The organism is Coleofasciculus sp. D1-CHI-01, from assembly GCF_040218875.1.
Taxonomy (GTDB): domain Bacteria; phylum Cyanobacteriota; class Cyanobacteriia; order Cyanobacteriales; family Coleofasciculaceae; genus Coleofasciculus.
This window is the reverse complement of sequence record NZ_JAVJQP010000120.1, coordinates 1-25,851: the sequence shown is the minus strand read 5'-3', so window position 1 is coordinate 25,851 and position 25,851 is coordinate 1. Positions and strand designations below refer to the sequence as shown.

Genomic DNA, 25,851 nt, shown 5'->3' with positions numbered 1-25,851 from the left:
CTTTGCTCTTGATTTTCCTCAATTATAGGGGGACGAGTATTATCATTTGTAATTTGTCTGAGTGTACCAATGTGTGCCTGAATACAATTTGCCGAAAATAAAATTGGCTTCCCCATTACTCCAGCGTGAGAACCTCTTCTCCAATGGTGGGATGGATACAAATAGTCGCATTTAGCTCTTGCTTGTTGACACCTTGACGAATCGCCACAGCGAGAGTTTGGATAATATCTGCCGCATGTTCACCCACCATCTGAGCGCCTACAATGCGCTGGTTTTCGCCCTCAGCGATTAATTTGATCATCACTTTTTCGTCTTGTTCACTCAGGCTGTAAAGCATGGGTTTAAATTCAGTGCGGTAGCAGCGCACGGAGTCACCAAATTTTTGAAGCGCCTTACTTTGTGTCATTCCCACAGTCGCCGCTTCTGGGCGGGTAAACACCGCAGAGGGAACACTGTCGTAATTAACCGACTGGGGTTGGTTGCCAATCGCCGTATCTACAACAGCTTGACCTTCAGCGATGGCGACGGGGGTTAAGGGGATACGATTGGTGCAATCACCAATGACAAAAATAGGGTCGATTCCCGCCTCTTCCAGGGTTTGCAGATAGGATTGATTCAGTTTATCGATATGGTGATGGACTTTGCTGAGAAATTGTGACCAATTAATCTGGCGTTGACATTCACTCCAGCCATAACTGGTGGCGAGTTGATCTTGTAAAGCAAAATCAGCCGCATAAACCATTAATTTTTTAGGAATGCAGCCGCGATTGACACAAGTACCACCGAGGGATTCTTTTTCCACCACAGCCACGTTGATATCGTAAGCAGCGGCTCGTTTCGCTGCTGCTAGACCGCCAGAACCTGCACCAATGATTAAGAGTTCGTAATTATAAGACATATTGTTGTTTGAGTATCTGTACCTGACTTGAAGGTTGCATAGGTGAAGCAAGTCTTGCACCATTCAACAGGCAGATTTTTTATCCATTACAGTCGAGTGTAGGGGCGGGTTTAGGAACGAATGTAGGGGCGGGTTTAGGAACTAACGTCAACTATTGCTGAAATAACGGAACAACAAAACCCGCCCGTTCTCACCGATAACGGCTCACCAAAACTCGCCATAATTAATCTTTGTCTCTATTACTATCAGTTGATGGCTCCCCTCTCCCAAGCTTGGGAGAGGGGTTGGGGGTGAGGGCTGTCTACGTTAATTTATCGATTCGGTTGTGCCGAATCGGAATGGGTGAATAACCGTATTCGGGGCAGGGTTCAGAATTTAGTGAGCGTGCTGTTTTCTTTTTTCCAACTACTTATAGCACTACGCAGACACGTTAGGACAAATTAAGAAAAATTCAAAATCGCTCAATCCCCTGTAAGGTAAGCTTTTTTCTTCAAAGAAAGCCTATTGCCTATTGCCTATTCCCGCTTCGCGTAGCGCTATATAGCAGTAGACACATCGATTAGGACGTTCGGCACCATTGTAGAGACGTTGCATGCAACGTCTCTACATAAATGATGTGTCCTAACCGCTATGGCGGTTGCTATACTTAACAGTCGCCTTTGTTGCAGCTTTGGTGACGTGGCTAATTACGGCTGGTTTTGGTTGTAAAAAAAAGACGTAGCATGCTACGTCTAGAACAAGTGACATGCTACGTCTGGAAGAGGTTGCTAAATTTTAACCAACCGGTTGCAGCAATCGCGCTGGCGATTCACCAGGTAAAACCTTCACCTCACCATTCTCATCGACATCAACCACAGCGGTTTCTCCCTCAAGGATATGACTCGCTAACATGGCTTCGGCTAAACTATCTTCTAATAGCCGCATAATCGTCCGACGTAAAGGTCGCGCCCCATAACTGGGATCATACCCTTCTTCGACTAAACGATCTTTGAACCGTTCGGTCACTTCTAGGGTAATTCCCTGTTCAACTAAGCGCATTGAAACTTCTACCAGGAGGAGATCAGCAATTTGCTTAATCTCATCTCGGTTTAACTGACGGAAGACGATAATATCGTCAAGGCGATTGAGGAATTCTGGACGGAAATAATCCTTGAGTTCATCATTCACACGGCTACGAATCCGGTTGTATTGAGACTCAGCTAGATTGTCTGAATCTTCAAATCCGAAACCACCGCCACCTTTTTCAATCACCCGCGAACCGATGTTCGAGGTCATGATAATCAGGGTGTTCTTGAAGTCTACGGTACGACCCTTAGCATCCGTCAACCGACCATCATCCAACAGTTGTAAGAGGCTATTGAAGACATCAGGGTGCGCTTTCTCGATTTCGTCAAACAGGAGTACTGTGTAAGGTTGACGCCGGACGGCTTCTGTAAGTTGACCGCCTTCGTCATAGCCGACAAATCCGGGAGGCGAACCGATTAGCTTAGAGACGGTGTGCGGGTCCATGTATTCGGACATATCCAAGCGAATCATCGCCTCTTCTGACCCGAAGAAGTAAGCCGCCAACGCTTTCGCCAGTTCTGTCTTACCCACTCCCGTTGGTCCAGAGAAGATAAAGCTAGCGATGGGTCGATTCGGGTCTTTTAACCCCACCCGCGCCCGCCGAATCGCTTTGGAGACGGCTGTAACGGCTTCTTCTTGACCAATTAAGCGTTGGTGCAAGGTATCTTCCATGTGCAGCAGCAGGGCTGATTCGGATTCGGTCAGCTTGTTGACGGGTACACCTGTCCAGGAGGAGACAATGTGGGCAATATCTTCTTCATTTACCAGAGGTGTCTGCACGGGGGTATCTTCGTCGGTTTCCGCTTGCAGAATTGCCTGAAGTTGCGTTTCCAATTCCTGTTCGCGATCGCGCAATTGGGCGGCTTTCTCAAAGTCTTGCAGACGAACGGCGTCTTCTTTTTCTTTGGTTACCTGACGCATTTGACGCTTGATGTCTCGCGTGGCTGGAGACGGCTGACAATGAATCAGATGCACACGACTTCCGGCTTCATCAATCAAGTCAATGGCTTTATCCGGTAAGAAGCGATCGCTAATATAGCGATCGGACAGTTTCGCCGCTGCATCTAACGCATGATCAGAGATTTCTACCCGGTGATGCTGCTCATAAGCATCCCGCAACCCCTGCAAAATTTCAATGGTTTCCTCAACCGAGGGTTCACCCACCATAATTGGTTGGAAACGGCGTTCTAAGGCGGCGTCACGCTCAATATGCTTGCGATATTCATCCAACGTCGTCGCCCCGACACACTGGAGTTCGCCTCGCGATAAAGCCGGTTTGAGGATATTCGCCGCATCTAAGCCGCCTTCTAGCGCCCCAGCACCCACTAAGGTATGGATTTCGTCAATCACCAGGATAATATTTCCGGCTTCACGCACTTCCGCCATTATATTCTTGATGCGTTCCTCGAAGTCACCCCGGAAACGAGTACCGGAAATCAGTGAGCCGATATCCAGGCTGATTACCTGCTTATTTTCCAACAGTTCTGGCACCTGACTATCGGAAATCCGTTGCGCCAATCCTTCTGCGATCGCGGTTTTACCAACGCCCGGTTCTCCCAATAATACGGGATTATTCTTGGTTCGGCGTCCTAAAATCTGGATAATCCGTTCAATTTCCTTGACACGACCCACCACAGGGTCTAACTTACCTTCTGAGGCTAACTGGGTGAGATTCCTGCCAAACTCTTCCAAGGTGGCGGACTTTGATGTGCGACCCATCATTGAAGTACCCGGTCCTCTAGCGGTTGCAGCAGCAGCTACTTCGCCAATAGCTTGAATCAGCTTGGTGCGGGCGGTGGATGGGTTGACGCCTAAACTTTGCAACACTTTACCCGCAACGCTGTCAGTGTCTTGCAGAATGGCGAGTAACAAATGTTCTGGACCGATATAATTATGTCCCAGTTGTCGAGCTTCTTTAAAGGATTGCTCAAACAGGCGTTTGGCTTTGGGAGTGAAGGGAATTTCTGCTGGAACAAAGCCTGATCCGCGACCAATGATTTTCTCGACGACTTTCCGAGTCGATTCCAGGGTGACGTCCATCTCTTTGAGGACAATCGCGGCGACACTGGTTCCTTCTCGCAGCAATCCCAAGAGAATTTGCTCCGTTCCCACGAGGTTATGTCCCAGGCGACGGGCTTCCTCTTGGGCGAGCATAATGGATTTGATAGCTCTGTCTGTAAAATGTTCAAACATGGATGGTTGGTTTCCTTTGCCGAGCGGTATATGATTGGCTGAAGGGGTAAACGATTTACCCTTATTTGTAAATTTTTATGTACTTTCTACTAACACTTTACCTCTGTATGATGGACTGTATCAGTGGGCAGAACCGTAATGGTTAGGTGTAGTTGCCGTCTACAGGGGATTTCAGGGGATTCCGGTTAAGTTTTGAAGATGGCGTCCCTTTCTACCCATGTATACTGACATTCTTCTATGGGTCAACCGGATCAGAGACGTAGCATGCTACGTCTCTACACTATCTCCCTTCACGCTTCCCCCGGTGGTGATGCTTCTGATACAGTGAACTGCTGTTCGAGTTGGCGATAGTGCGGTACGTCAATAAGCTGCTCAAATTGTGGGAAGGAGACGAGATTTGTAAAGCCTGCGGTAGTCCCTTGTTGGCGTAAATGAGTCAAACAGTCCATCATGGCTTTAGTCGCAGCAAATAAGCCAGAGAGGGGATAGACGACGATTTTGAAGCCCAACGCTTGTAATTGTTGACCTGACAGCACCGGAGTTTTGCCCCCTTCTATCATATTGGCAAACAGAGGCACATTAGGAAGTGCTGTCATTCGTCATTTAGTCGGGGCGGGTTTTGCAGCTAAGCTAGGGATAGCCATCAATATTATTCCCTAAACCCGCCCCTACACACAGACGTGCCGTAGCATATCTCCCTCATCTCCCTCAATCCGACTGTTTAACCACTTGCTTTAACCCTTTCTTCCAGTCGGCGGCTCTCTGGGGGTTGGGATACGTGCCAATGAGTTCTTTTAATTCGGTTTGATGCTTGGGTTTGAGTTCGGATTTGGTGCGATTTCCTAGGAGACAGATGGCGCGTTGCAGGCTATCTTTATCGCCGGGAACTTTTGGGGGTAAGTCTACCGCAAAGGTGGGATGGGGTTTTTGGGACGATGATTTAATACTGGTTATAGCAGGTAAATTGGCGGGGAGAGGGGAGAGATCAACGGGATTAATGTAACCATACCCGCCTTTTTTGTCCATGAAACAAAGTCGGGGAATTCCTTTTCGTTGAGTTCCATCCAGTCTGCCAATTCTACCTCTATATTTGTGTTTGTTGGAATGGGCGGGATCAACAATACACATATCACCGGGATACAAGATATGGTTCTCGGTGGTGGTTCTGCCATTATCCGAGCTTCCGGTACAGTGTTTTCCGTGGTTGAGATAAACTGTAACTTGCTTCATGTCACTGATGATAGACGTAGCCTGCTGCGTCTCTACATAATCTACGACGTATGAATCAGGGCGGGTTTGGTGGTTCAGTTTAATTTCAGCCCTCACCCCCAGCCCCTCTCCCAAGCTTGGGAGAGGGGAGTAAGTGGGGAGTAAGAGAATCTGGTTCCCCTTCTCCCGTGCAACAAAAGCGAAGCATCCTCTGTCATCCCTCCTTGCAGGGGGGAACGAGGGGGGTCCGGAGTTGGGGTTAGGGGATGAGGGGGAAGCAATAAAAGCTGACCAGCATTGCTTTTTACCTTAAGTTAACATCAATATGGCTAAACCCGCCCCTACAATTTACTTATTGTATCCGGTGGGATAGCTCGAATAATCGTCACCGGATTTAGGGGAGTAAAACGAGTGAGTTGGGCGACGGGAATGGAACGGGAAAGGTGAACCTGTAACAATCGATACATCCAACCGCGATCGCTAAACCAGTTGACTGCCTGATTTAGGTGTTCTAAGGTGGCTAAGGCTAACACCACTATGCCATTATCTCCTAATTGTGCCTGGGTTCGTTCTAAGATTTTTAACAAATTACCGCCACTTCCGCCAATGAAAACCCGCTGGGGGGTGGGCAGTTGAGATAATATATCCGGTGCTGTACCATAGATAGAGGTAACATTCTTAACCTGTAAACGGCGGCAATTTTGTTCAATTAAAGCCGTTCCCATCGTCGTTTTTTCAATCGCATAGACGTGAGAGGTAGGCGATAATCGGGCAATTTCAATGGAGACAGAACCCGTTCCCGCACCAATATCCCAGATAATTTGTTCGGGTTGTAGGGAGAGTTCCGCTAAAATCAGAGTACGGATTTCTCGCTTGGTGATTAAACCCGGGCGATCGCGAAAACTGGCAAAGCTGTGATCCGATAGCCCTAAAATCGGTAAAGTGGCGACATCTAGGGGAGTATCACTAGGTTCAGACTGACGCAGGAGAATCACCACATTCAGCGGCGCGATCGCTTCTAAGTGTACCGCATCCACAGGCAAACACCGCACCCGTTCATCCATTCCACCCAGGTTTTCACACAGCCAAAACTGGTACTCACAGGGTAAATCCAGATCAAGTAATAGATTTGCGATCGCACTCGGCGTATTTATTTTATCCGTCAGCACGGCAATTTTTTCCGTCCCCTGTTGTAGCGCTTGAGTTAACCGTTCTAAAGAACGCCCATGACTACTAATTGTCACCGCATCTTGCCAAGGAACTTTAACCCGACTAAACGCTAATTGTACCGCACTGACATGGGGATGAAACGTGAGATGTTCAGGGGGCAATTCAGCTAATAATAAACGTCCCAAGCCAAAAAACAAAGGATCGCCACTCACTAACACGATGATACAGCAATTTAGCTCATTCTTAGCCAACTGGCGACGAATCTCGCGGATTACCTGCGTCAAATCCCCCAAAACCAAGCGGTGTGCGGGATGTTCAGGGAAGTAACCCAAGACGCGATCGCTCCCGATTAACAGCGTCGCCCGTTTAACTAATTGTCGCACGGATTCTGTCAGTCCCGCCGCACCATCTAAACCGATTCCGATTACATGGATGTCATTGGTCATTTGTCATTGGTCAGTCGACATTCACCCTAGTCCCTATACCACTCTGCACTGGCTAGGCGATCACAATTGTTGAGCAACTGTTACACTAAGTAAATTTTTTTGTTCATTTTCAGAAGCGATTACCCTTTTTCGTTTATCATTATACAATTATGATTAAGAAATAAGAGGACTTTCCTAGAAAGATACGATATCTCCAATATCTAGCAGAGTTGATCACCAAGGCAGAGGAGTCTATGAGTTCCCGGCGACACATCAAAAAGAAAGGCATTAGTAAATCTACTTTTACTCCTCCTGTCAATCCCTTCAAAAGCCGGGGGTTCGGTAACGGTATCCAGGCAAGAAATGCCCAACTACCTGAGAGCAATTCGCTAAAGCCACGCCCTTTTGCCTCCCCCAACCCAGGATTATCCCAACCATCAGATACCCGTTCTGTTGAAGAAAAAATGGAAGGGGCAAACCAGTTTGGTTACAATGCGTTAGAGGTACCGGTTCATGCGCCACAAACGCCACCGCTACCAGTTCAGACAAAGGAAAAGGGATTGGGAAGTTGGCATCAACCATCAATTCAGAGAGTTGCTCCGCTAAGGAATCGGTTGAATTTGTGGCCCAAGGAGCAATTGCCTCAACAAGAGACTCAAGAGCAGAATCAAGGTTCTTTGGAGTTGGCTCCCGGGGTGCAGCCGAGTGAGGAAGGAGTTAGGCGAAAGTCGAATAAGCTTCAGTTCAAGCTAGAACAATCGCCTGCCTCGGATCTGCCAGCTCGCGATCGCCTACAACTTCAACAAGAACCTACATCTAAAGCGAATAAAGAGCAAGATAAGATTCAACAAGAAGATCAGCAAACAGATTCTATTCAGAACCCTAGAGGAGATAGTACCGATCATAGTCATGAATCTTCACAATCCATAAAAGAAGCACCAGCCGTCGATAACCCAACCTCTTCAGAGGCGTCTGGAAATATGCCAAGCAGCGATGTGGGAACCAACGAAGTTATCTCTGAAAATCAACAACAGAATTCTCAGAGTACAGAAGCAGGCGCTCAAGAAAATGCAGTCAGCAGTACCCCAGATGCTAATGGAGCTGGGACTGACGGTGGATCTGATCAGGTTAACTCGTCAGCAATAGTCGCTACAGCTCAAGGAAATGGAGGTATCACCACAGCTAAGAGTGGCGGGGCTGTGATCACAGACTCAACAAATGCGTCCCAAGTCAGCACGGCATCTGAGGTAAAGTCTGAGTTTACCACTGATACTAATGATACTAGCCCCGAATATGCTGCCCTGATTCAGGAACTTGCTGCTCAGCATGCACTTATGCTGACGAATGCTGAACAGCAGAAGGCTCAAATTACCAATGCTGCTGAACAACAGAAGCAAACTATTCAGCAGAAGGTTGAAACTCAGACGGTGAGGATTGAGGGGACTTACGATCAGGTCATTGCCCGTATCCAAGGTACGGCTGAAGCCCAGCGCCAATCAATTTATGGCGGACTAGAGGTTGAACGTGCTAGAGTCAATGCCTCCGCTGAAGCAGAGCTTGCTCAACTAGAAACGGCAGTTGCAGCCAAAAAGAAAGCTGTTGTGGAAAAGGGCAACGAAAAAGCAGGTAAAGCTCGTGAGATGGGTAATAAAGAAGCCCAACGTGCCCAGCAGGGAAGCACTGAGCGAGGTCGGCGTGCTGAAGAAATTGGTAGCCAGAAAACTGCTCAGTATAGAAATGGTGAAAATGGTGCAGAAATTGCTAGTAATATTCACAGCGAAGTTCCTAAACTAGTCCAAAAGTTCTTCCAGATTGGTAATGATGTTGCTAGTGGTGTCCGTGAAAAAGCTGGGGAGGTCGCTGGGAATTTTCGTGAGGAAGCAAGGGAGATTGCTGGAGAATTCAATAAGTCGCAGGGTGATGCTCGCCAGCAAATCTTAGAGAACCGTAATAAAACGCTGGAAACATTGCAAAATATGGCGGACGATGCTGCAACCCAGCTCAGTAACCAAACAAATGATCTGGTTCAAAAACTTAGCACTGATAAGGCAAGTAAGGCAGCACAGATTCGTGAACTTGCTCCAGGGTTAAGTGCCTCATTAGACGAAAATGTAAGGGATGCACTCACCAAAATTGATACGCAGACTGCTAGCACATCTCAGGAATTGAACAGCTTTGCCGAGCAGGTAAAAGAGGGGGGTTGGTATCCACCGTTTGTGCAGAATGCAAAGGTTGAAGTTTTGGCATCAATTGCTTCCCAGCAAAGTGAGCAACAACAATTTGTTGCACAAGTGGTAGGTAGTTTTGGACAGGCAGCATCAACTGCACAAACAGAGGTGACTGGGCAAGCGCAAACAATCATCAGTGCAGTGGAACAGGTCGGTCATGACTTCCAGACCAACGCCAGCAAAATTGCCGATGATACCAAAGGCAAGATGCAAGAAGCCTCTGGTAAGGGCGAGGAAAGCATGAAATTAGTTACCCAGGAGGTAGAGAAAAAGCTACAGGAAGCAGTTGATAAGAGTGATAGTGAATGGGAAAAGCAGCTTAGTGAAAAGGCTACTGAAATTGCTGGGGAAGTAGACAAAGCACTGGCGAAAGAAGATGGCGCTTTAAATGACTTCTCGGCGGAAATTGATGCTCGTGCCGCCCGTGCCGCTGATCCAGGTATCCTAGAGGCAATTTGGGATTTTGTCGCTGGTGTCTTTGAAGGCATCGTTATTGGTGCTTGGGAGACGCTTAAAGCGATATGGGAAGCGATTAAAGAACCTCTGTTTTGGATCGTTGTCGCTGTTGTCGCTGTTGTGCTGGTAATTGCAGTAATTGTACTGGTTATCAAGGGAGCGGCGGTGCTAGCGGCAATTGGTGCGGTACTGGCGTTTGCTGGAAAAGTGCTGCTGGTAATTGGTGTAATTGCTGGCGTGATTGCTGCTGGTTACTACATCTACTTGATGATTACTCAGCCTGACCTCAGCCCCCGTGAACGTGGTCGGTTGATGGGTAAAGCAATTTTTGAAGTCATCATGGCGTTTGCTGGTACAGGTATTCTCAAGCGACTGGGTGTATTTGCACAATTGGGTCGCCTGCGTCAGTTAGTTGCTCGTGTGGGTGGTGTTGCTAAAGCCCTACGCCTGATTAATAAAGTACCTGATCTGGAGAAGTTGTTCCTATTGCTTGATAAAGTCGGCGATGCCGATAAGTTAATTCAGTTACTAGACAAGGTTGGTGATGCCGATAAGCTAATTCAGTTGCTAGATAAAGTTACAGATCTTGAAATGCTGGGCAAGTTATTGGATAAAGCTGGTAATGCCCAAAAATTGCTAGATTTGCTCAATGAGCTTGATAATCCCATACAATTGCTACAGCTTCTTAAAAAAGTAAAAGATCCTGATGCACTCATTGAACTGCTACGCTGGAGTAAAGATCCACTAAAGTTACGTCAACTGTTGAGTCAGGTAGATGATGTTTCTCAACTTTTGAGGTTGAAGCAGTCTGTTAGCAACGTCGATGATTTAGTAAGGTTACTCAATAAGGCAGGATACGGTAATACATCACCAGGTTTGCGTATTGAACGTGCAATCAAAAACTACTTGGGCTCTGGTCAACATAGCATTACTGAAATTCAAAAAGCAATTGCCAAGCAACAGAAAATTGATAGTAAAATACTTCATGCTGAACAGCCTAATCCCCATCCCCCCGGAACAGCACCTGCCGGCAATCAGCGCAGAATAATCGGTGGACACTCTCCCGATATCCTAACCCATCCCAACTTCAGAATAATATCGCAGACGACAAACTCAGATGGCACAATTACGGCTAAGTTTGAGAAGTTGTTGCATTCTGGACCTCCACCAGTTTGGTCGAAACCAAAAACATCAACTCTAGCACCACCAGGATGGACACAAGATGATATATTACGTGCTGGCGATGCCATAGCAAAAGAACCCATTCATTTAGGTCCCCGGACAAGTGATGGTGCAACATTACACGTTGGTGATGTTAATGGCGTTAAATGGGTTGTAATTAAAGATAATACAGGGAAAGTAACTAGCTCGTATCCATCTGGTGGTTCTGTACCAACTAGCTTTTAAGATATTCACATTTAAAACAGCAATGTCTGAACTCCTAACAGAACTGGATAACTATCTCAAACTTGACCATCATCCTGATACTTGGTCTGATTTTTCATTCGAGCGAGCAGTTCAACTATTAGACTCACTTGATAATCAGGATTGGAAAATGATCGAGCAAATCTGGTATGAGCGATCTCGCGATTGGCAAGGGCGGTTAGCCGATGCACTTTTCTCATGTAGCAATATCTGTGCTATTACGCTCCTTGAGGATATGTTGCAATCTGATGATCTTGAGGTTTTAGAGCAAGTTCTTGAGTCTTTAGAAGGACGAGACGATGTTTATCAACCTAGTGAATCAGTGAAGCCACGTTTGCAAGAGATTAAGCGCTTATTCAATGATGATTATCACACAGATTTAATTGAAACAATTTTAAGCCGTAAACAATCTTCATAGAGCAATTGCTAATGCCCCTTTCAGCGACAAGACGCTTCGATAAATCATGTTGCATAAATCCTTGCAGTATAGATAATTTTTTCAAAATTTTTTACATTTACGAACCCTTAAAATGCTATATTTACTATTATGCTGACCAAGCAATTTGCTTTAATAAACAACCTCAGTATTTGTTATCAATCAAGCATTGTTCTACCTATTGATGCTGTAAATTTAGTATTGCTAAAACATGGTAAAAATATAGTTGATTGTCGTCTTGTATTTAAAATTGACACCAACGTTTACCAACGTGTTACTAGCCAAAAACTATTCAATTTCACTCCTGACGTTTGGAGATGTAACTCTCATAATCATAAACATTTTGAGGACAGTTCCCCCATCGAAATTGAGGTTGCCCTAAAGCCGGATCTACTTCCTCACCTTCTGAAACACGCCACTACTGCTCAGGAAGCAGCTGATTATCTTTTAAATCTCAGCCAGCAACAATCCGAAAGCAAGTTAACCAATCAAGAAATAAACCCTCTGCTGAAAACTGAAAGCTGGCTATGCCTCTCGGTTAAACAGCATCAAGAATCAGGTGAGGTGGGATTTAGCACATTTTGGAATTATATTAATCCCTCAACGGTAAATCAACCTGATATCACAAGTGATACAATCATAGAGAAGCTGATCAATTTTTCAAAAAAATGGACAGATACCAACCTTTTAGAAAACAGTCAAAATACTTCTGAACACTTATCGACAGATTTTAATAGAATTTTAGAGAGCTTGGTAGGAGTATTGGATGAAAACCTAACCCAGCTTGAAAGCAAAGAAAATACAGAACATCCAATAGCTAATTTTGCTGAAGCCGCCCAAAACGTTACGCCTCAACTATTCCAAGAAATTGCAGGTAAATTTGAAAAATTAATAGACAGTGGTTTAGCCGATCTAGAAAACAAAAGTGAAACAAACAATTCCGTATTCACCACGGTTACTAACTTCTTTGATAAAGAAGATTGGTCTTTTGCCCCAATCCCAAAACAGACAGCCATACCCAGCATTGATGTGGAAGGAGATAGTATCACTTTCCCCCTAATCAAACAACTGGTTTGCACTAATGTCCTGACAATGGATCAGTATTTACCGGGGATTATCGCCGTAGTTGAGAATGATATGTCACCAGTGGATGCAATTATTCATGTTGAAAGCTAATGCTCTACTGGACATAATCTTACAAGTTTTCCCACGCTAAAACAATTAAAGCATTAAGAATCGCCGCCGCAACCGGGGAACCTCCTTTGCGCCCATTAATCCCAATTTGCGGAACTGGGGTTTTTGCTAAAGTCTCTTTTGCTTCTACGACAGAAATAAATCCCACAGGTGCGCCAATAACTAAAGCGGGTTTTACTGAAGCTTGTTGTAACTCAGCACATAATGCTAAAAGTGCAGTCGGCGCATTACCAAACACATAAATAGCTTCAGGAAACTGACGATAACAACTTAATAAACCCGTTTCTGTGCGCGTCTTACCAGGAAGCGCCACCGATGCTTGTTCAACCGCCGCCATTACCGGATTCCCAAACGTCTTACTCACCATTCCCGTAATTCCCTGTTTAACCATACCCACATCAGTAATAATTGGGATTTTATTCTGGATAGCTGTAATTCCGGATGCAATTACATCGGGACTAAACTGAATCAGTTGGGCAAATTCAAAATCAGCGGTACTGTGAATCACCCGCCGGATAATTGTATATTCCTCAGGCGTGAATTTATGTTCGCCAATTTCTTGGTCAATGATAGCGAAACTTTGTTCTAGAATTGGATGATTTAGCGGGTTCATAGAAATTATCTATCGTTATTTTCCCTAAATGAGTCGCGAACTAAATATTCTAATTAAAAGCATTAATCCGTAGAGTGCGTAGGGTGTGTTAGCGTAGCGTAACGCACCATGACATTTATCGAACTCCCAACTCAACCAAAAATTAATCCTGAACACTATTCCCTTCAATCACCTTCTGCAAAAACTCAGAGCGAAACTTAGCCAGAAACATCCTACCATCTCCTACTCACAACTAACGCCCAACCCTCTGCGAACCTCTGCGCTTCCCTCTGCGAACCTCTGCGTTAAAAACGATTCAATCATGAAACCAAACCATTCACACCGCAAATACACAAATCCCATCTTCAACAACCTAAAAGAGGGCGGGTTTTAAACTTATCAAAGCTAAACCTTACCCACCCCTCCACGCCACACTAACTCAAAACTCAACAGCTGGAAAATCCGATTCGCGATAGAAATGAGTCATATTATCAAACTTCCGCAACTCAGCCCGCTTAACCAAAAATAAATTATCCTCCTTCCCTAACCATTGCTCATTCAAATCCGATAACATACTACTGATGCGATCGCGCTCAAGCTGTGCTGGAATTTCCCCGAAGTATCCTAACGTAATATGCGCCGTAAAATGGTACTGCTGCTCAACCCCCAAACCAATTAATCCCGGATTTTGATAAAGACAACGCCGGAACTCAACCACTCGTTGGTAAGACTCCTCATCTTTTGGTACTAAAGAAACCCCAATTGCACGGGGCATAACAATCACGCCGAAAAACTGCCAATATATAGGATAAGAACTCCTATACAACTCCTGATATTGCCCAAAACTCTCTCGAATACGTCCCTGAAGTTGAGGTTCAAACTCTGGATTATTCTGCACCGCATCCCGATAATTATTCTCCCAAATTAAATCCGCCAGCGTGAAATGAAAACTCTTAGCCGGAAGCGATATCATCAAACTGGATTGCAATTCCTGCTCTAATATCCCTTGTAACTCCTGTAAACTCCCGTAAAACGCCTCATTCTCCGACTCATCCTCCCACGGTGGCGTCATCACCGTGTATCCTGGAAAATTAACCGCCTTGGTTGTGCCATCAGTCAGATGCTCAAACTTCGGTGACTCCTGGATATTGGGTAACTGGGAGTGATAACTATCGGGTACAGTCATCCTCGCCACCCGATTGACATAGGTTGGATAAGTATCATCCACGTTAAATTTCCTCCGAATACGCTAAACGTCCTTATGCCAATTTATCTTTATTGGGGAGACAATGACTTTTCTCTTACCCAAGCCGTCAACGAATTGCGCCAGTCTGTCCTCGACCCCAACTGGCTGAGTTTTAACTATGATAGAATTCCCCCAGACCAATCAGACGCCGTAATTCAGGGACTCAATCAGGCGATGACTCCCCCTTTTGGAATGGGAGGACGATTAGTCTGGCTAGTCGATACCACCGTTTGCCAAACCTGTTCGGAAAACCTTCTTGCGGAACTTCAGCGCACGCTTCCCGCTATTCCGCCAGAATCTATATTACTGCTCACCAGTCATAATCGCCCCGATGGGCGACTCAAATCCACCAAACTCCTGCAAAAACACGCCAAAATCAAAGAATTTCCCCTAATTCCTCCCTGGAAAACCGAGGAATTAGTCCAACAGGTTAAATCCTACGCCCAAACCACAGGTGTCAAACTCACTCCCCTAGCGGCTGAACTCCTGGCTGATGCAGTGGGTAACAATACCCGCCAACTTGCCAACGAACTTGATAAATTACGCCTTTACGCTGGCGATGAGACAACTAGCTTAGATGAACGCGCTGTTGCTACATTAGTCACTACCACCACTCACAATAGTCTACAATTAGCCGGGAGTATCCTCAAAGGCGATACCCATAAAGCCTTAGGATTGATTGCTGACTTAATCAACAATAACGAACACCCATTACGAATTGTCGCCACCCTGGTGGGACAATTTCGCACTTGGTTATGGGTGAAATTAATGATAAGTGAGGGAGAAAAGGATATAAAAGTTATTGCTAACGCCGCCGAAGTCGGAAACCCTAAGCGTATTTACTTCCTGAAGAAAGATGTGCAACACCTCAGCCTGGATCAATTAATGGCAACGTTACGAGTTTTATTAGAGTTAGAGGTTAGCCTAAAACGCGGTGCTGACGGACTCTCCACTCTGCAAACTCAAGTGATCAAACTGTGTCAAATTTGTCGTTAATTCGTCTTATGTCATTTGTCATTTGTCATTTGTCATTTGTTGACTCCCCCAGCTTCCAGACGTAGCATGCTACGTCTCTACATGGCTTCCCCAGCTTCTCCACACCCAACACCCAACACCCGACACCCTCACACCCTCACACCCGACACCCGACACTGGAACTTCTATCCCCTAAAATAGTTCAGGAAAAACAAGCCCACTCTGGGTTTTGTTGTGTACTGTTTAATTATTTGCGATCGCTATGATCTCGTCTTACTGTAATCACCCTCATTTGCCTCGGTTCTCTCGTCCACTTATTGTAGCTGCACTAACTAGCTTAGGTTTACTGTCTGGGTTCATTCCCGAACTTTCGCGACAGTCTCTAAGTTTGGACTTCAGCCGTGCTGTCTATGCTCAACAAGCCGTTACCGAGGCGGAGGTTACCAACTATGCTAGAGCAGTTTTAGCCATGGAACCCTTGCGCCAAGTAGCCTATAACGAAATTAAAAAAATCGTAAATGGCAACATTCCTGATATCCAGTGTCATCGCTCAGAAACCATCAATCAACTGCCGTCTCAGGAGGCGCGAAAAATTGCCAATACTTATTGTAACCAAGCGTTAGCGCTGGTGAATAATTATTTAACCCCCTCCCGATTCAATCAAATTACACGTCTGGCGGAAAAAGATAGTAATTTACGACAGCGGATTCAAAATGCATTACAAAGACAGCAAGAATCGAGCCAACGATAAGCCCCTCTTGTGGTACAATAACGCTCGGTAAGGAACTCTAGATATAAGATATAAGCAAGAACCCTGAGTTTTACTAAGTTCCTGAGTTCCAAACGGTCAAAACCTGTCAAAATAGAGTTACACTTTGCCGTTGCTACTTGAATCGGATTCCATGTCCATACAGGCGCGATCGCGAACCTATCAGATTCCCTGGACGAGTTGTGTAACCGCACTCGCCCTCGTTCTCTCTGGATGTGCCTCTAACTCCACTCCAGAGGCAAGTCCCACTATTTCCCCGTTACCACCCGAAACTATCACGGAAGAGGAAATCGAAAATTACGCCAAGGCGCTTCTGGCGATTGAAAGTAGCCGTCAAACTGCCTTCAGCGAAATTCAGCAACAGATAAACCAAGACCAGATTCCTAATATTACCTGTACCCAACCCGATTCCCTCAAAGAACTCCCCGATGATGTCCAAGGTATTGCCGTCAACTACTGCAATAAAGCCAAAGAAATTGGCGAAAGTCAGGGGTTTAACATGGCTCAATTTAACGCCATTACTAATACAGCTCAATTTGACCCCGATTTACAACGGCAAATTCAGAATCAACTGATTCGCCTGAAACGGTCACTTTAGCTGGCACTTTAGCTTGACAGATTGGGCAATATATGCTGACGTTGACGAAACGCTTGAACTCAGCGACAGAACTCTCCGCTAATTTTACACTTTCCCTCACCGCCGAGGAACGCACCCGGACACGCTACCGCTTTGAAACCCCAGAGGGTCAGGGTTTGTATCTGCGTTTACCGAGAGGGACGATTCTCAAGGATGGGGATTTACTCCAATCTGAGACAGGTGAGATAGTGGTGCAGATTGCGGCGAAACCCGAACCCGTTTTAACCGTTACGTCCCCCCATCCCCTGAGTTTACTGCGAGCCGCTTATCATCTCGGTAATCGCCATGTCCCCCTAGAAGTCACTCCCCACTATTTACGTTTGTCACCTGACTCCGTTTTACAGGCGATGCTAAATCAGTTAGGCGTAGATGTGAAGCCAGAAATCGCTCCCTTTCAACCCGAATTTGGGGCGTATCACCATCACAGTTAAACCCACATTCCGCACTTCCTCGCCATCGGGACAGGTCATTTTGTATAGGGCTAAAGCCCTGACTACGAACTTCTTTAAAAACATAATTTACGACGTTATAGCTGACGGTTTCTGAGCAGAGAGTACACCAAACCGAATCAAACCCCGCCGATACCCCCGACTCATTAATCCCAACGATAGCGCCGCTTGCACTGTACCCCAACCACTTTTGAGTAAACCGATTAACGCTTGGGGTTCAAAGGCTGAATCAATGACAATATCCCAAAACGGTGCGACTGCATCTGACCAATCATCAGTGCGAATATCCGCAAAAGATAACTCACGGGCAATTGCGGCATACTCTGGCAATGAAATCACATAAGGTAAACAGTAAACCTGGTAAATTTGCTCTAAATGCTCCTTTTCATCCACCGTCAAACCTCCCGTGGCTGGCGTAATCGGACGATGACACCACGTCGCCATCAGAAATGTCCCACCCGGTTTCAGAACCCGGTAGCATTCTGCCAGAAATTTCTGTTTATCGGGTAAATGTTCCCCACTTTCTAACGACCAGATAAAATCAAAACAGTTATCCGCAAAGGGCATATCCAAGGCGTCAGCCACCTGAAATGCTACCTCAGCCTCTAACCCTGTCTCCTTTGCCCGTTCTGTTGCTCTCGCCGCTTGGACGGGACTCAGGGTAATTCCTTGTACCTGCGCCCCAAACCGTTGGGCTAAGTCCAAAGAACTCCCGCCAATCCCACACCCCACATCTAAGATATTCTCGGCGTGCTGCACATCACCCCAATTCAGCAGTTCCTCAATTAAATCAATTTGCGCCTGACGCCGATTCTTTTTCTCGCGACCCAGCGGACCATAATAACCATGGTGCATGTGTTCGCCCCAAACCTGTTCCCACAGTCCAGAGGAGGCGTCGTAAAACTGCTGAATTTGACGCTGAAGTGTTGAACTCATGAATTGTCCTTCGTCATTGGTCATTGGTTATTGGTCATTGGTCATTGGTTTTTCCCTGTTTAGAGTTTAAGCTGATGATCGGCGCACCGACCAAGATGGACAAAAAAATACCCCCGCCATTTTAGCAGGGGGTGGTTAATCACTTCCACATCAGGGTAACAACTATGATTAAACCTATCGAACAATTGTGAAAAAAAGGTGAAAAGTAAAAAAAACCCTCAGTTCTAGGCTGAGGGGACTATGTAGGAAGGAGCATAACCCTTTATATCTCTGGAGTCTGGGAACCTATGCAGTTAGCAAAGGCATAGTCCTGGAATTCTCAAAATTTTCTCTCTTCCCTAAAATTTTACTTTTGATTGCGATAAAGTAGCCACAGGAAATAGGGAGCGCCAATTAATGCTGTAACCAGTCCCGAAGGCATTTCTCTAGGCGCAAGGATAATTCGACCTAGACTATCTGCCAAGGTGACTAGAATGGCTCCCAAAATTGCGGCAATGGGAAGCAGTTGGCGATGACGGGAACCAACGAGGAGGCGGGCGGCGTGGGGGGCGAGTAAACCGACGAAACTAATCGTACCCACCGTAGAAACGGCTGTCGCCGCTAAACCCACCGCGATCGCAACGGACATGAGGCGAGCTTTTTCCAAGGATAACCCTAGGGTACGGGGTAAGTCTTCCCCTAATGCCATCAAATCCAACCAGCGAGAGATCAGCCAAGCTAAAGGCAGTAAAATTAGAAACCAAGGCAGTAATCGCCATAGCTGATCCCAAGTGCGGGCGTAGGTACTGCCTACCAGCCAGACTAAAGCTTGTGCGACTCGTAATTTCGCGATCGCAACTAGGAGATTAATTCCGGCGGCACAAAATGCAGAAACGGCAATCCCTACCAATGCTAGGCGGGCGGGTGACACGCCTCCTTGCCAAGCGGCTAAATAGACGCAACCAAAGGCGACAAACGCGCCGATAAAGGCGGCAATGGAAACCGCTTCCACAGGTGCATTGGGTAATATTACCAGAACAAACACCGCCCCTAACCCAGCCCCGGAGGTAATCCCAATAATTTCCGGTCCAGCCAAGGGATTGCGAACTACACCCTGTAGGAGTAAACCACTGGCGGCTAGGGATGCGCCAGCGAATAGGGCGACTAAAAGACGGGGTAGGCGGAGGTGGAAAAGGACTTGTTCTGATAGTGCTGTACCCTGCCCAAGGATAGTATTTAAGAGTTGCTGCCCGTTGAGGGAAATACCGCCTAATAATAAGCCAGCCACTAGGCTAATTAGGAGTAATCCAATCACAATTAGGAGTAAAACCGGGTACGAAAGACGGCGAGAGGATTTCCCTGACACCGCAAATTCCCCAACCGTTCCCCGTTGTCCCGATTGAGAAACCCGCACTAGCCAAATTAGAAACGGTGCGCCGATTAAAGCGGTGACTGTACCCGCAGGCAATTCGCTGACAGTCCCGGTAACAAATCGCGCCACCACATCCGCCCCGACTAACAGTACAGCCCCCCAGAGGGCGGCTAAGGGTAGCAGGTGTTGGTGTTTCTGATATCCCATCAATCGCCCCAGGTGAGGCGCAACCAACCCGACAAAACCAATCGGTCCGACCACACTTACGGCTACGGCTGCTAAAAAGATACCCACCCCAGTTGCCATCAAGCGAGTCAATTGTATCCGTTGACCGAGCGATCGCGCGATTTCATCTCCCAGTGAGAGTACGTCAAGGGACTTCGCCATCAGGATCGCAGCAATTGCCCCTAGCAATACCTTCGGTGCTGCATAAACTGTACCACTCCAATCGGTTTGCACCAGGGAACCCGCACCCCAGAAAAATAAACCGGCAATTTCATTTTCATAAAATAGTTGTAACAGGGCAGTCAACGCCGCTAACATCAACGAAACTGCCACACCGGCTAAGGTAAGCCGGATCGGAGTAATTTGCACACTAGAGGCGATCGCATAAACCAACAACGCCGCTACCATTCCACCCGCAAATGCCACCAGCACCGGAGATTGGGCAAATAGAGTCGGCATTGCGATCGCGGATGTAGTGAGGGCTAAATAAGCGCCTGCATTAATCCCTAATGTAGCTGGAGATGCCAGGGGGTTACGAGTCACGGTTTGCAGTAAAACCCCCGCGATGCCTAATGCTGCACCTGCAATCACACCAATTGTGGCGCGGGGTAAACGCACGTAACGCACCAGATTATCAGCCGTGGTGTTATCTGGGGAGAAAATCGCGGTGATAATCGTGCTGATATCAAGATCTGCCTGCCCTTGGGTAATATGAATAGCAAAAACCAACAGCAGTAACAGCGCGATCAGACTTGTCCTTAGTCCTTTGTCATTCGTCATTCGTCATTTGTCATACTCGTCCTTTGAAAATTAAACCCATTTTTGTAGGGGCGGGTTTTACCGATAACATTTAGGAGAAAACGTTTAACTTAACTAAACCCGCCCCGATTCAATTTTAAATTGGCTGAAAACAATGCCAGACTAGCCAAGCGAAGGGACAAAACCCTCTCAGTCGGGGCGGGTTTAGTCAAATCAGGGTCTCAAAAAAGGATAATTGTCAAACCCGCCCCTACACAATCAAAAAGCGCTAACCACATTTTCAACCAGTACCTGGGCTGACAAAGGACCCCCAAATACCCAAGTATCTGATCCTATGGGATAAAGGCGGTTCTCTTGCACAAACTGTAAGTTCTGCCAAACTGGATTTTTCTGTAACTGTTTAAAATGCGTATTTTGGTTTTCGGCAATATAGAGAAAGTTCCCTTTATCGACAGCAGGTAACGCTTCCACCCATACTGTATTAAATCCAAAGCGATCAAATTCCCCAATCCAGGCATTTTCTAACCCAATTTGGCTTAAAATTTGCACCGCCATGGCATCATCAGTAAATAGGCGTAGCTGGGGAACGCCGGGGACAAATTGCCCCAATATAAATCGAGGAGTTGTTAAATGAGACTCTTGTAATTGGTTGGAAGCTTGGTTAAATGTTTCCTGCATCTGGTTGAGAACCGCTTCCCCTTGGGGGCGTCGGTTGACAGCATCGGCAATCTCTAAGAAGGTTTGCTGCATCCGTTCTAGTTGTGTGGATTCATCAGCGGCGGGATAGGGATTAAATAGAAGAGTTGGCGCGATCGCAGATAAGGTATCGTAGATAGGCTGATGGCGTAACTCTACACCTAAAATTAAGTCAGGTTGCAATTGTGCGATCGCTTCTAGGCTAGGTTCCTGACGTGTACCCACATCTATCACTGTTTCTGCCAACGTTGGCTCAATTTGCACAAATTGCTGATACCCTGGGATATCTGCAACGCCCACAGGCTGCATTCCCAATGCCAACAGATCTTCAACATACTCCCATTCCAAAGCCACAACGCGGGTAGCTGTGTTGGTTATAGGTGTCGATTTCTGGGGAGAGGCTGTACACGCCACTCCTAAAGCAGAGAGTACCGCCGTGACTAAAAATTGGCGTCTGTTAATTTGATTCATCGGTTTTACCTAAATCACAGGGAACACATAGCGGTAAACCATTGATGGGGTGAGGAACCACAACCATCTTCACCCCGAAAACATCCCAAATTGTCGGCGGGGTGATCACATCAGCCGGAGATCCGGACGCCACAACTGTCCCTTGAGACAGTACAATTAAGCGATCGCTATAGGCGGCGGCTTGGTTCAAGTCATGCAGTACCCATCCCACGGTAATCTGATGTTCACGGTTTAAGCGCCGGACTAAAGACAGTACCTCAAGCTGATGACGGATGTCCAGAAAGGTGGTAGGTTCATCCAGTAATAACACCTCAGTCTGTTGTGCCAGCGCCAGGGCAATCCACGCCCGTTGGCGTTCACCGCCGGAGAGAGTGTCCACAGAACGATCCGCCAACGGTTCTAACCCTGCTATTTCCAACGCCCATCGCATTGCGGCGATATCTTTAGCAGAAAAGCTACCCAGCAAGCTGCGGTGGGGATAGCGACCAAAGCCAATTAATTCCCAAACGCTAATATTAGCAGGTATCTCTGACGATTGAGGTAGCATGGCTAACTGACGGGCAACCTCGCGAGTCGGCATCTGGGCGATATTGCGACCATTGAGATAAACGGTTCCTTTACTCGGTTGGATCAGGCGTGCCAAGGTTCGCAGTATGGTACTTTTTCCTGATCCATTGGGTCCAATTAAAGCTGTCACCTCTCCCGTTGGCAGAGTGATTGAAAGGTTCGGAACAATCGGTTTTTCACCGTAACGAATAGTTAGATTATTAGCAGTAAGTGTCATAAGGAAGGCAACCGGCAACAGTAGGCAAACGATGTAGGGTGGGCATTGCCCACCTTACCTTTAAGGTTGTAGGGGCAGGTTTTACCGATAACATTTTTCAATGACCAATAACGGAACTAAACCCGCCCTTCTCAGAAAATAGGCGTGCAGAGGTAAGCGGTTCGGCATTTAAGAATAATGCAGGACTTACGCAGCTACACTACAGGGGAGAAGGTGCGTTACGCTTCGCTAACACACCCTACGGTATATCTGGAAAAACTGATAACTGATCACTGATAACTGATCACTGATAACTGATCACTGATAACTGATCACTGAAAAATCACCACGTTAACGAATAGCTAACCCCCAACGTAATCCCCCTCGCCGCCGCATTACTCAATTCATTGGTTTGCAATTGCGAAACCACAGGGAAATACTGGTTATTCAGTAAGTTATGAACGCCGATTTTCAGAACCCCTTGACCCAATTGAATCTGACTGATGTAGTCCAACGTCACATAACTATCCACCTCATTTAAACCAAATCCAGTTCCCTCCGGATCACGATTTCCCGAAAACAAAAGCTGGAGACGATTGCGCCAATCCGGTGTAGTTTGATTTTCCACATAAGCCGTTATTTTCAACGGGGGAATTGTAAACCCATCCAAATCCGCATCAAAATCGCCATCATCATCACTATCCCGTTTCCCTTCTGTCCAACTCACCGTTGTGCCGAACTGCCAATTTTGGACAGGTTGTACGTCTAGTGTTGCTTCTACGCCATAAACCTGCTGGGGCGATCGCGTGACGGTTCCCGGTGCGGTAAAGGTTGTGCCTAAGTCGGATTCGTTGTAAAACCCCACCAGAGAAGCTTGAACCGTTCGCCAATTTCCCCGAATTCCGAGTTCAAAGTGATCGACTTTTTGGGCTTCGGGACGTAAGGATTCGACTGAAAAACCTGCCGGGGCATTTCGTAAGGCTAAACCCACATCAGCAACAGAAAAGCCTTGGGCAAAGTTGGTGAATAAATCCAACTCATCGGTTGCGTAAAATACAGCACCAATATTAAACAGCGTGGCATCATAATCTAACTCACCTCCGCCAATATCATCGCCGCGAATGGTTGTAAAATCATCGGCATTAACCCCAATTCGTTCATGACGGATGCCGCCATTCAAAATCCAGCTTTCACTAATATCCCATTTCAACTGGGCAAATAGTCCCAAGCTATTTTGGTCAAACGGAGGTGTCCAAGACCGTTCCCCAGTTTCTCGGAACACTAAACCGTTACTCCGTTCAAATCTATCTTCCTCAAAAATAGAAACAGGTTGAGAACTGTCTTCACTAGAATAATCCAATCCCCACAGTAACGTAATAAACTCATTCGGGTCTAAGGGAGTCTCAACCTGGAAGCGACCGCCCCATTTTTCCGATTCCAGTTCCGATTGGAAAATAACATTCCCTAAACTATCAAAATTACGGGCATCAAAGGGGAAAAATCGGGTGGAATAATCACGATAATAGAGTTGTCCTTTTAGGCGACTCCCCAAAATATTTTCATGACTGTAGTCAAGGTTGATCACCGTATTTGTTGTACCTTGAGGATCATCTAACTCCAATCCTTCCAAGGCGCGGGCTTTTTGCCGTCCATCTATGTCCAGAATCCTCGGATCAGTGGTGAAATCAGTATGTTGTTGATCATTTAAGTGATTAATCGTCAATTGTAAGCGTTGATCCTCACTCAAATCGATGCCAACTTTACCCAAAAGATTCAGGATATCCGCATCAGCTAACCCTCCTTGTCCATTCGGATCAGGCGGAATGCGATCGCCTTGGGCATCAAAGAAGCCGCTAGTCTCAGTAAAAGACGCCGTTAATGCATAGTCAAACGTTCCTTGTCTGCCAGAGAGATGCTGTTGGAGATGATAGCCAATACTGTCATCAACGTGAGTTAGGGATGAATTGATACCAAGTTCTGTGGTTGATGTGAATTGGTTGGTTGTGGGTTGTCTGGTAATAATATTGACAACGCCACCCGTCGCCCCATCCCCATAAATGGCGGTGGGACCTCGTAAGACTTCTACCCGTTCAATCGCCGAGGGGTCAATACTACTTAAATCCCGAAATACATTCCGACTGGTGGATTGAGGAACGCCGTCAATCAATACCAGCACATTCCGCCCTCGCAGAGATTGCCCAAACGCGCTACTGCTTTGAGTCGGCGGCGCAAATCCGGGGACAACTTGACCGAGAATATCACCCACATTTTGAGTCAAATTGCTTTGTTCTTCAATTTCGTCGCGGGTAATCACGGTTACTGAACGCGGAACATCCGAGAGTTCTTCTTCGGTACGAGTGACGCTGACGATAATTCGTTCAAGTAGCGGATCAGGACTTTCCGGTGACAGGGGTGGCTGTTCCGTTGGCGTCAGGGGTTCTTGTCCCAATTCCGGGGAGGGGACTTCTGTAGACGGTGGGGTTGGGGTTTCTGGGGAAATGGGGGCTTCTGTTGATGGTGGGGTAGGCGTTTCTGGAGAGACGGGTATTTGGGGAGACGGTGAGGTTGGAGTGTCAGGGAAAACTGGAACTGCTGTGGATGGGGGGGTAGGCGTATCTGAAGAGGGAACTTCCGTGGATGGTACTGGGGGTGTTGAAGTCGGTGGAGTCGCCGTTGTAGTTACGGGTGCAACTAAACTAAATGCTAATTGTTGATTATTTCGATCAATTTGGACAGTCGGAACACCCGCTTGACCAATCACCTCAACTCGAACAGTATTAGCATATTTGTGAAACACTCGCACGGAGGCAATATCAGCGCTGGGATTTTCCAGACGAATCTCTTCACCGTCTGGTAAGGCTAATTGAGAATTAATGATATCGGCAAAAAAGGTATTTCCGTGAGAGGCAGTAAAGACTCTGGTTTGGCTATCATCTTTTGTTTCTAAGATAACTTCAAGTCCGGCTACTGTGGGGTTAAGTTGCACATCGGTGACTTCGACAACCCCGGCTTTTACAGGGGCGGCTGCGACTAGGCAAATGGTGCTGGTTAGACCCATTAAATTCAATGCTTGTTGATTGTTCATTGTTGATTATTGACTGTGATTTATTTTTTACTTGCCGGATACGCTGGGTTAGTCAATTAATTAGGGGCTGCTGAATAAGTCTTGTGGTGAGGGGGAGCTGGGGAAGCTGGGGAAGCTGGGGGAGCTGGGGGAGCAAGGGTACATTTTACCTGAGCAAGGTGATGCCATACTTATGAAGGATGCTACCCCATTTCCTTG

General features: G+C 46.6%; 19 protein-coding genes. 7 read left to right on the top strand and 12 right to left on the bottom strand.

Annotated elements, in window-relative coordinates:
* Positions 1-115: 115 nt before the first annotated feature.
* The 5 genes from RIB93_RS21590 to cbiE form a co-directional block, all read right to left on the bottom strand.
* Positions 116-898 (bottom strand): FAD-dependent oxidoreductase, encoded by a 783-nt coding sequence (locus RIB93_RS21590; RefSeq protein ID WP_446375475.1) that lies wholly within the window; start codon positions 896-898, stop codon positions 116-118.
* A 774-nt stretch (positions 899-1,672) separates the two neighbouring features.
* Entirely contained in the window at positions 1,673-4,156 is a 2,484-nt protein-coding gene (locus RIB93_RS21585) for an ATP-dependent Clp protease ATP-binding subunit (protein ID WP_446375473.1), read from the bottom strand.
* Positions 4,157-4,446: 290 nt separating this feature from the next.
* Positions 4,447-4,752 (bottom strand): hypothetical protein, encoded by a 306-nt coding sequence (locus RIB93_RS21580; protein WP_446375471.1) that lies wholly within the window; start codon positions 4,750-4,752, stop codon positions 4,447-4,449.
* A 112-nt stretch (positions 4,753-4,864) separates the two neighbouring features.
* Entirely contained in the window at positions 4,865-5,482 is a 618-nt protein-coding gene (locus RIB93_RS21575; protein WP_446375469.1) for a hypothetical protein, read from the bottom strand.
* A 224-nt stretch (positions 5,483-5,706) separates the two neighbouring features.
* Positions 5,707-6,981, bottom strand: coding sequence for a precorrin-6y C5,15-methyltransferase (decarboxylating) subunit CbiE (cbiE, locus tag RIB93_RS21570; protein ID WP_446375467.1), 1,275 nt, complete (start codon positions 6,979-6,981; stop codon positions 5,707-5,709).
* Between the two features lie 233 nt (positions 6,982-7,214).
* On the opposite strand from cbiE, the gene RIB93_RS21565 reads away from it, so the two are divergent.
* The 3 genes from RIB93_RS21565 to RIB93_RS21555 all read left to right on the top strand — a co-directional run bounded on the left by RIB93_RS21565 (position 7,215) and on the right by RIB93_RS21555 (position 12,681).
* Positions 7,215-11,051, top strand: a complete 3,837-nt coding sequence (locus RIB93_RS21565; protein WP_446375465.1) for a hypothetical protein — start codon at positions 7,215-7,217, stop codon at positions 11,049-11,051.
* A 22-nt stretch (positions 11,052-11,073) separates the two neighbouring features.
* Positions 11,074-11,487: a hypothetical protein gene (locus RIB93_RS21560; RefSeq protein ID WP_446375463.1), complete on the top strand. Its 414-nt coding sequence runs from the start codon at positions 11,074-11,076 to the stop codon at positions 11,485-11,487.
* A 129-nt stretch (positions 11,488-11,616) separates the two neighbouring features.
* On the top strand, positions 11,617-12,681 hold the full coding sequence (locus RIB93_RS21555) for a hypothetical protein (protein ID WP_446375461.1): 1,065 nt from the start codon (positions 11,617-11,619) through the stop codon (positions 12,679-12,681).
* Positions 12,682-12,700: 19 nt separating this feature from the next.
* Here the strand turns inward: RIB93_RS21555 and RIB93_RS21550 are convergent, their stop codons facing one another.
* Positions 12,701-13,312, bottom strand: a complete 612-nt coding sequence (locus RIB93_RS21550) for a cobalt-precorrin-8X methylmutase (protein WP_446375459.1) — start codon at positions 13,310-13,312, stop codon at positions 12,701-12,703.
* A gap of 418 nt (positions 13,313-13,730) precedes the next feature.
* Positions 13,731-14,519 carry a DUF1868 domain-containing protein gene (locus RIB93_RS21545; RefSeq protein ID WP_446375457.1) on the bottom strand — a complete coding sequence of 263 codons (789 nt, stop codon included), beginning with the start codon at positions 14,517-14,519 and terminating at the stop codon, positions 13,731-13,733.
* Between the two features lie 33 nt (positions 14,520-14,552).
* Here RIB93_RS21545 and holA point away from each other — a divergent pair, with 33 nt between their 5' ends.
* The 4 genes from holA (at position 14,553) to ureE (ending at position 17,349) form a co-directional block, all read left to right on the top strand.
* Positions 14,553-15,533, top strand: coding sequence for a DNA polymerase III subunit delta (gene holA / locus RIB93_RS21540; protein ID WP_446375455.1), 981 nt, complete (start codon positions 14,553-14,555; stop codon positions 15,531-15,533).
* A 241-nt stretch (positions 15,534-15,774) separates the two neighbouring features.
* Entirely contained in the window at positions 15,775-16,263 is a 489-nt protein-coding gene (locus RIB93_RS21535) for a DUF4168 domain-containing protein (protein ID WP_446375453.1), read from the top strand.
* Positions 16,264-16,387: 124 nt separating this feature from the next.
* Positions 16,388-16,879 carry a DUF4168 domain-containing protein gene (locus tag RIB93_RS21530; protein WP_446375451.1) on the top strand — a complete coding sequence of 164 codons (492 nt, stop codon included), beginning with the start codon at positions 16,388-16,390 and terminating at the stop codon, positions 16,877-16,879.
* 32 nt (positions 16,880-16,911) lie between these two features.
* Positions 16,912-17,349 (top strand): urease accessory protein UreE, encoded by a 438-nt coding sequence (ureE, locus tag RIB93_RS21525; protein WP_446375449.1) that lies wholly within the window; start codon positions 16,912-16,914, stop codon positions 17,347-17,349.
* 87 nt (positions 17,350-17,436) lie between these two features.
* Here the strand turns inward: ureE and RIB93_RS21520 are convergent, their stop codons facing one another.
* The 5 genes from RIB93_RS21520 to RIB93_RS21500 all read right to left on the bottom strand — a co-directional run bounded on the left by RIB93_RS21520 (position 17,437) and on the right by RIB93_RS21500 (position 25,653).
* Positions 17,437-18,303 (bottom strand): methyltransferase domain-containing protein, encoded by an 867-nt coding sequence (locus RIB93_RS21520; protein ID WP_446375505.1) that lies wholly within the window; start codon positions 18,301-18,303, stop codon positions 17,437-17,439.
* A 346-nt stretch (positions 18,304-18,649) separates the two neighbouring features.
* Positions 18,650-20,659 carry an iron ABC transporter permease gene (locus tag RIB93_RS21515; protein ID WP_446375447.1) on the bottom strand — a complete coding sequence of 670 codons (2,010 nt, stop codon included), beginning with the start codon at positions 20,657-20,659 and terminating at the stop codon, positions 18,650-18,652.
* 237 nt (positions 20,660-20,896) lie between these two features.
* Positions 20,897-21,805: an ABC transporter substrate-binding protein gene (locus tag RIB93_RS21510; protein ID WP_446375445.1), complete on the bottom strand. Its 909-nt coding sequence runs from the start codon at positions 21,803-21,805 to the stop codon at positions 20,897-20,899.
* A complete protein-coding gene (locus RIB93_RS21505; RefSeq protein WP_446375443.1) occupies positions 21,792-22,589 on the bottom strand; it encodes an ABC transporter ATP-binding protein in 798 nt (265 codons plus the stop codon). Before RIB93_RS21505 ends, RIB93_RS21510 begins: the two co-directional genes overlap by 14 nt.
* Before the next feature lie 322 nt (positions 22,590-22,911).
* Positions 22,912-25,653, bottom strand: coding sequence for a TonB-dependent receptor domain-containing protein (locus RIB93_RS21500; protein ID WP_446375441.1), 2,742 nt, complete (start codon positions 25,651-25,653; stop codon positions 22,912-22,914).
* Positions 25,654-25,851: the final 198 nt, after the last annotated feature.

Bases quoted from the DNA above. Each gene is read 5' to 3' on its own strand.
- RIB93_RS21555 (WP_446375461.1), top strand. From the start codon at position 11,617: ATGCTGACCAAGCAATTTGCTTTAATAAACAACCTCAGTATTTGTTAT.
- cbiE (WP_446375467.1), bottom strand. From the start codon at position 6,981: ATGACCAATGACATCCATGTAATCGGAATCGGTTTAGATGGTGCGGCG.
- RIB93_RS21510 (WP_446375445.1), bottom strand. From the start codon at position 21,805: ATGAATCAAATTAACAGACGCCAATTTTTAGTCACGGCGGTACTCTCT.
- RIB93_RS21580 (WP_446375471.1), bottom strand. From the start codon at position 4,752: ATGACAGCACTTCCTAATGTGCCTCTGTTTGCCAATATGATAGAAGGG.
- RIB93_RS21505 (WP_446375443.1), bottom strand. From the start codon at position 22,589: ATGACACTTACTGCTAATAATCTAACTATTCGTTACGGTGAAAAACCG.
- RIB93_RS21560 (WP_446375463.1), top strand. From the start codon at position 11,074: ATGTCTGAACTCCTAACAGAACTGGATAACTATCTCAAACTTGACCAT.
- RIB93_RS21565 (WP_446375465.1), top strand. From the start codon at position 7,215: ATGAGTTCCCGGCGACACATCAAAAAGAAAGGCATTAGTAAATCTACT.
- RIB93_RS21585 (WP_446375473.1), bottom strand. From the start codon at position 4,156: ATGTTTGAACATTTTACAGACAGAGCTATCAAATCCATTATGCTCGCC.
- RIB93_RS21515 (WP_446375447.1), bottom strand. From the start codon at position 20,659: ATGACGAATGACAAAGGACTAAGGACAAGTCTGATCGCGCTGTTACTG.
- RIB93_RS21535 (WP_446375453.1), top strand. From the start codon at position 15,775: ATGATCTCGTCTTACTGTAATCACCCTCATTTGCCTCGGTTCTCTCGT.
- RIB93_RS21500 (WP_446375441.1), bottom strand. From the start codon at position 25,653: ATGAACAATCAACAAGCATTGAATTTAATGGGTCTAACCAGCACCATT.
- holA (WP_446375455.1), top strand. From the start codon at position 14,553: ATGCCAATTTATCTTTATTGGGGAGACAATGACTTTTCTCTTACCCAA.
- RIB93_RS21550 (WP_446375459.1), bottom strand. From the start codon at position 13,312: ATGAACCCGCTAAATCATCCAATTCTAGAACAAAGTTTCGCTATCATT.
- ureE (WP_446375449.1), top strand. From the start codon at position 16,912: ATGCTGACGTTGACGAAACGCTTGAACTCAGCGACAGAACTCTCCGCT.
- RIB93_RS21590 (WP_446375475.1), bottom strand. From the start codon at position 898: ATGTCTTATAATTACGAACTCTTAATCATTGGTGCAGGTTCTGGCGGT.
- RIB93_RS21520 (WP_446375505.1), bottom strand. From the start codon at position 18,303: ATGAGTTCAACACTTCAGCGTCAAATTCAGCAGTTTTACGACGCCTCC.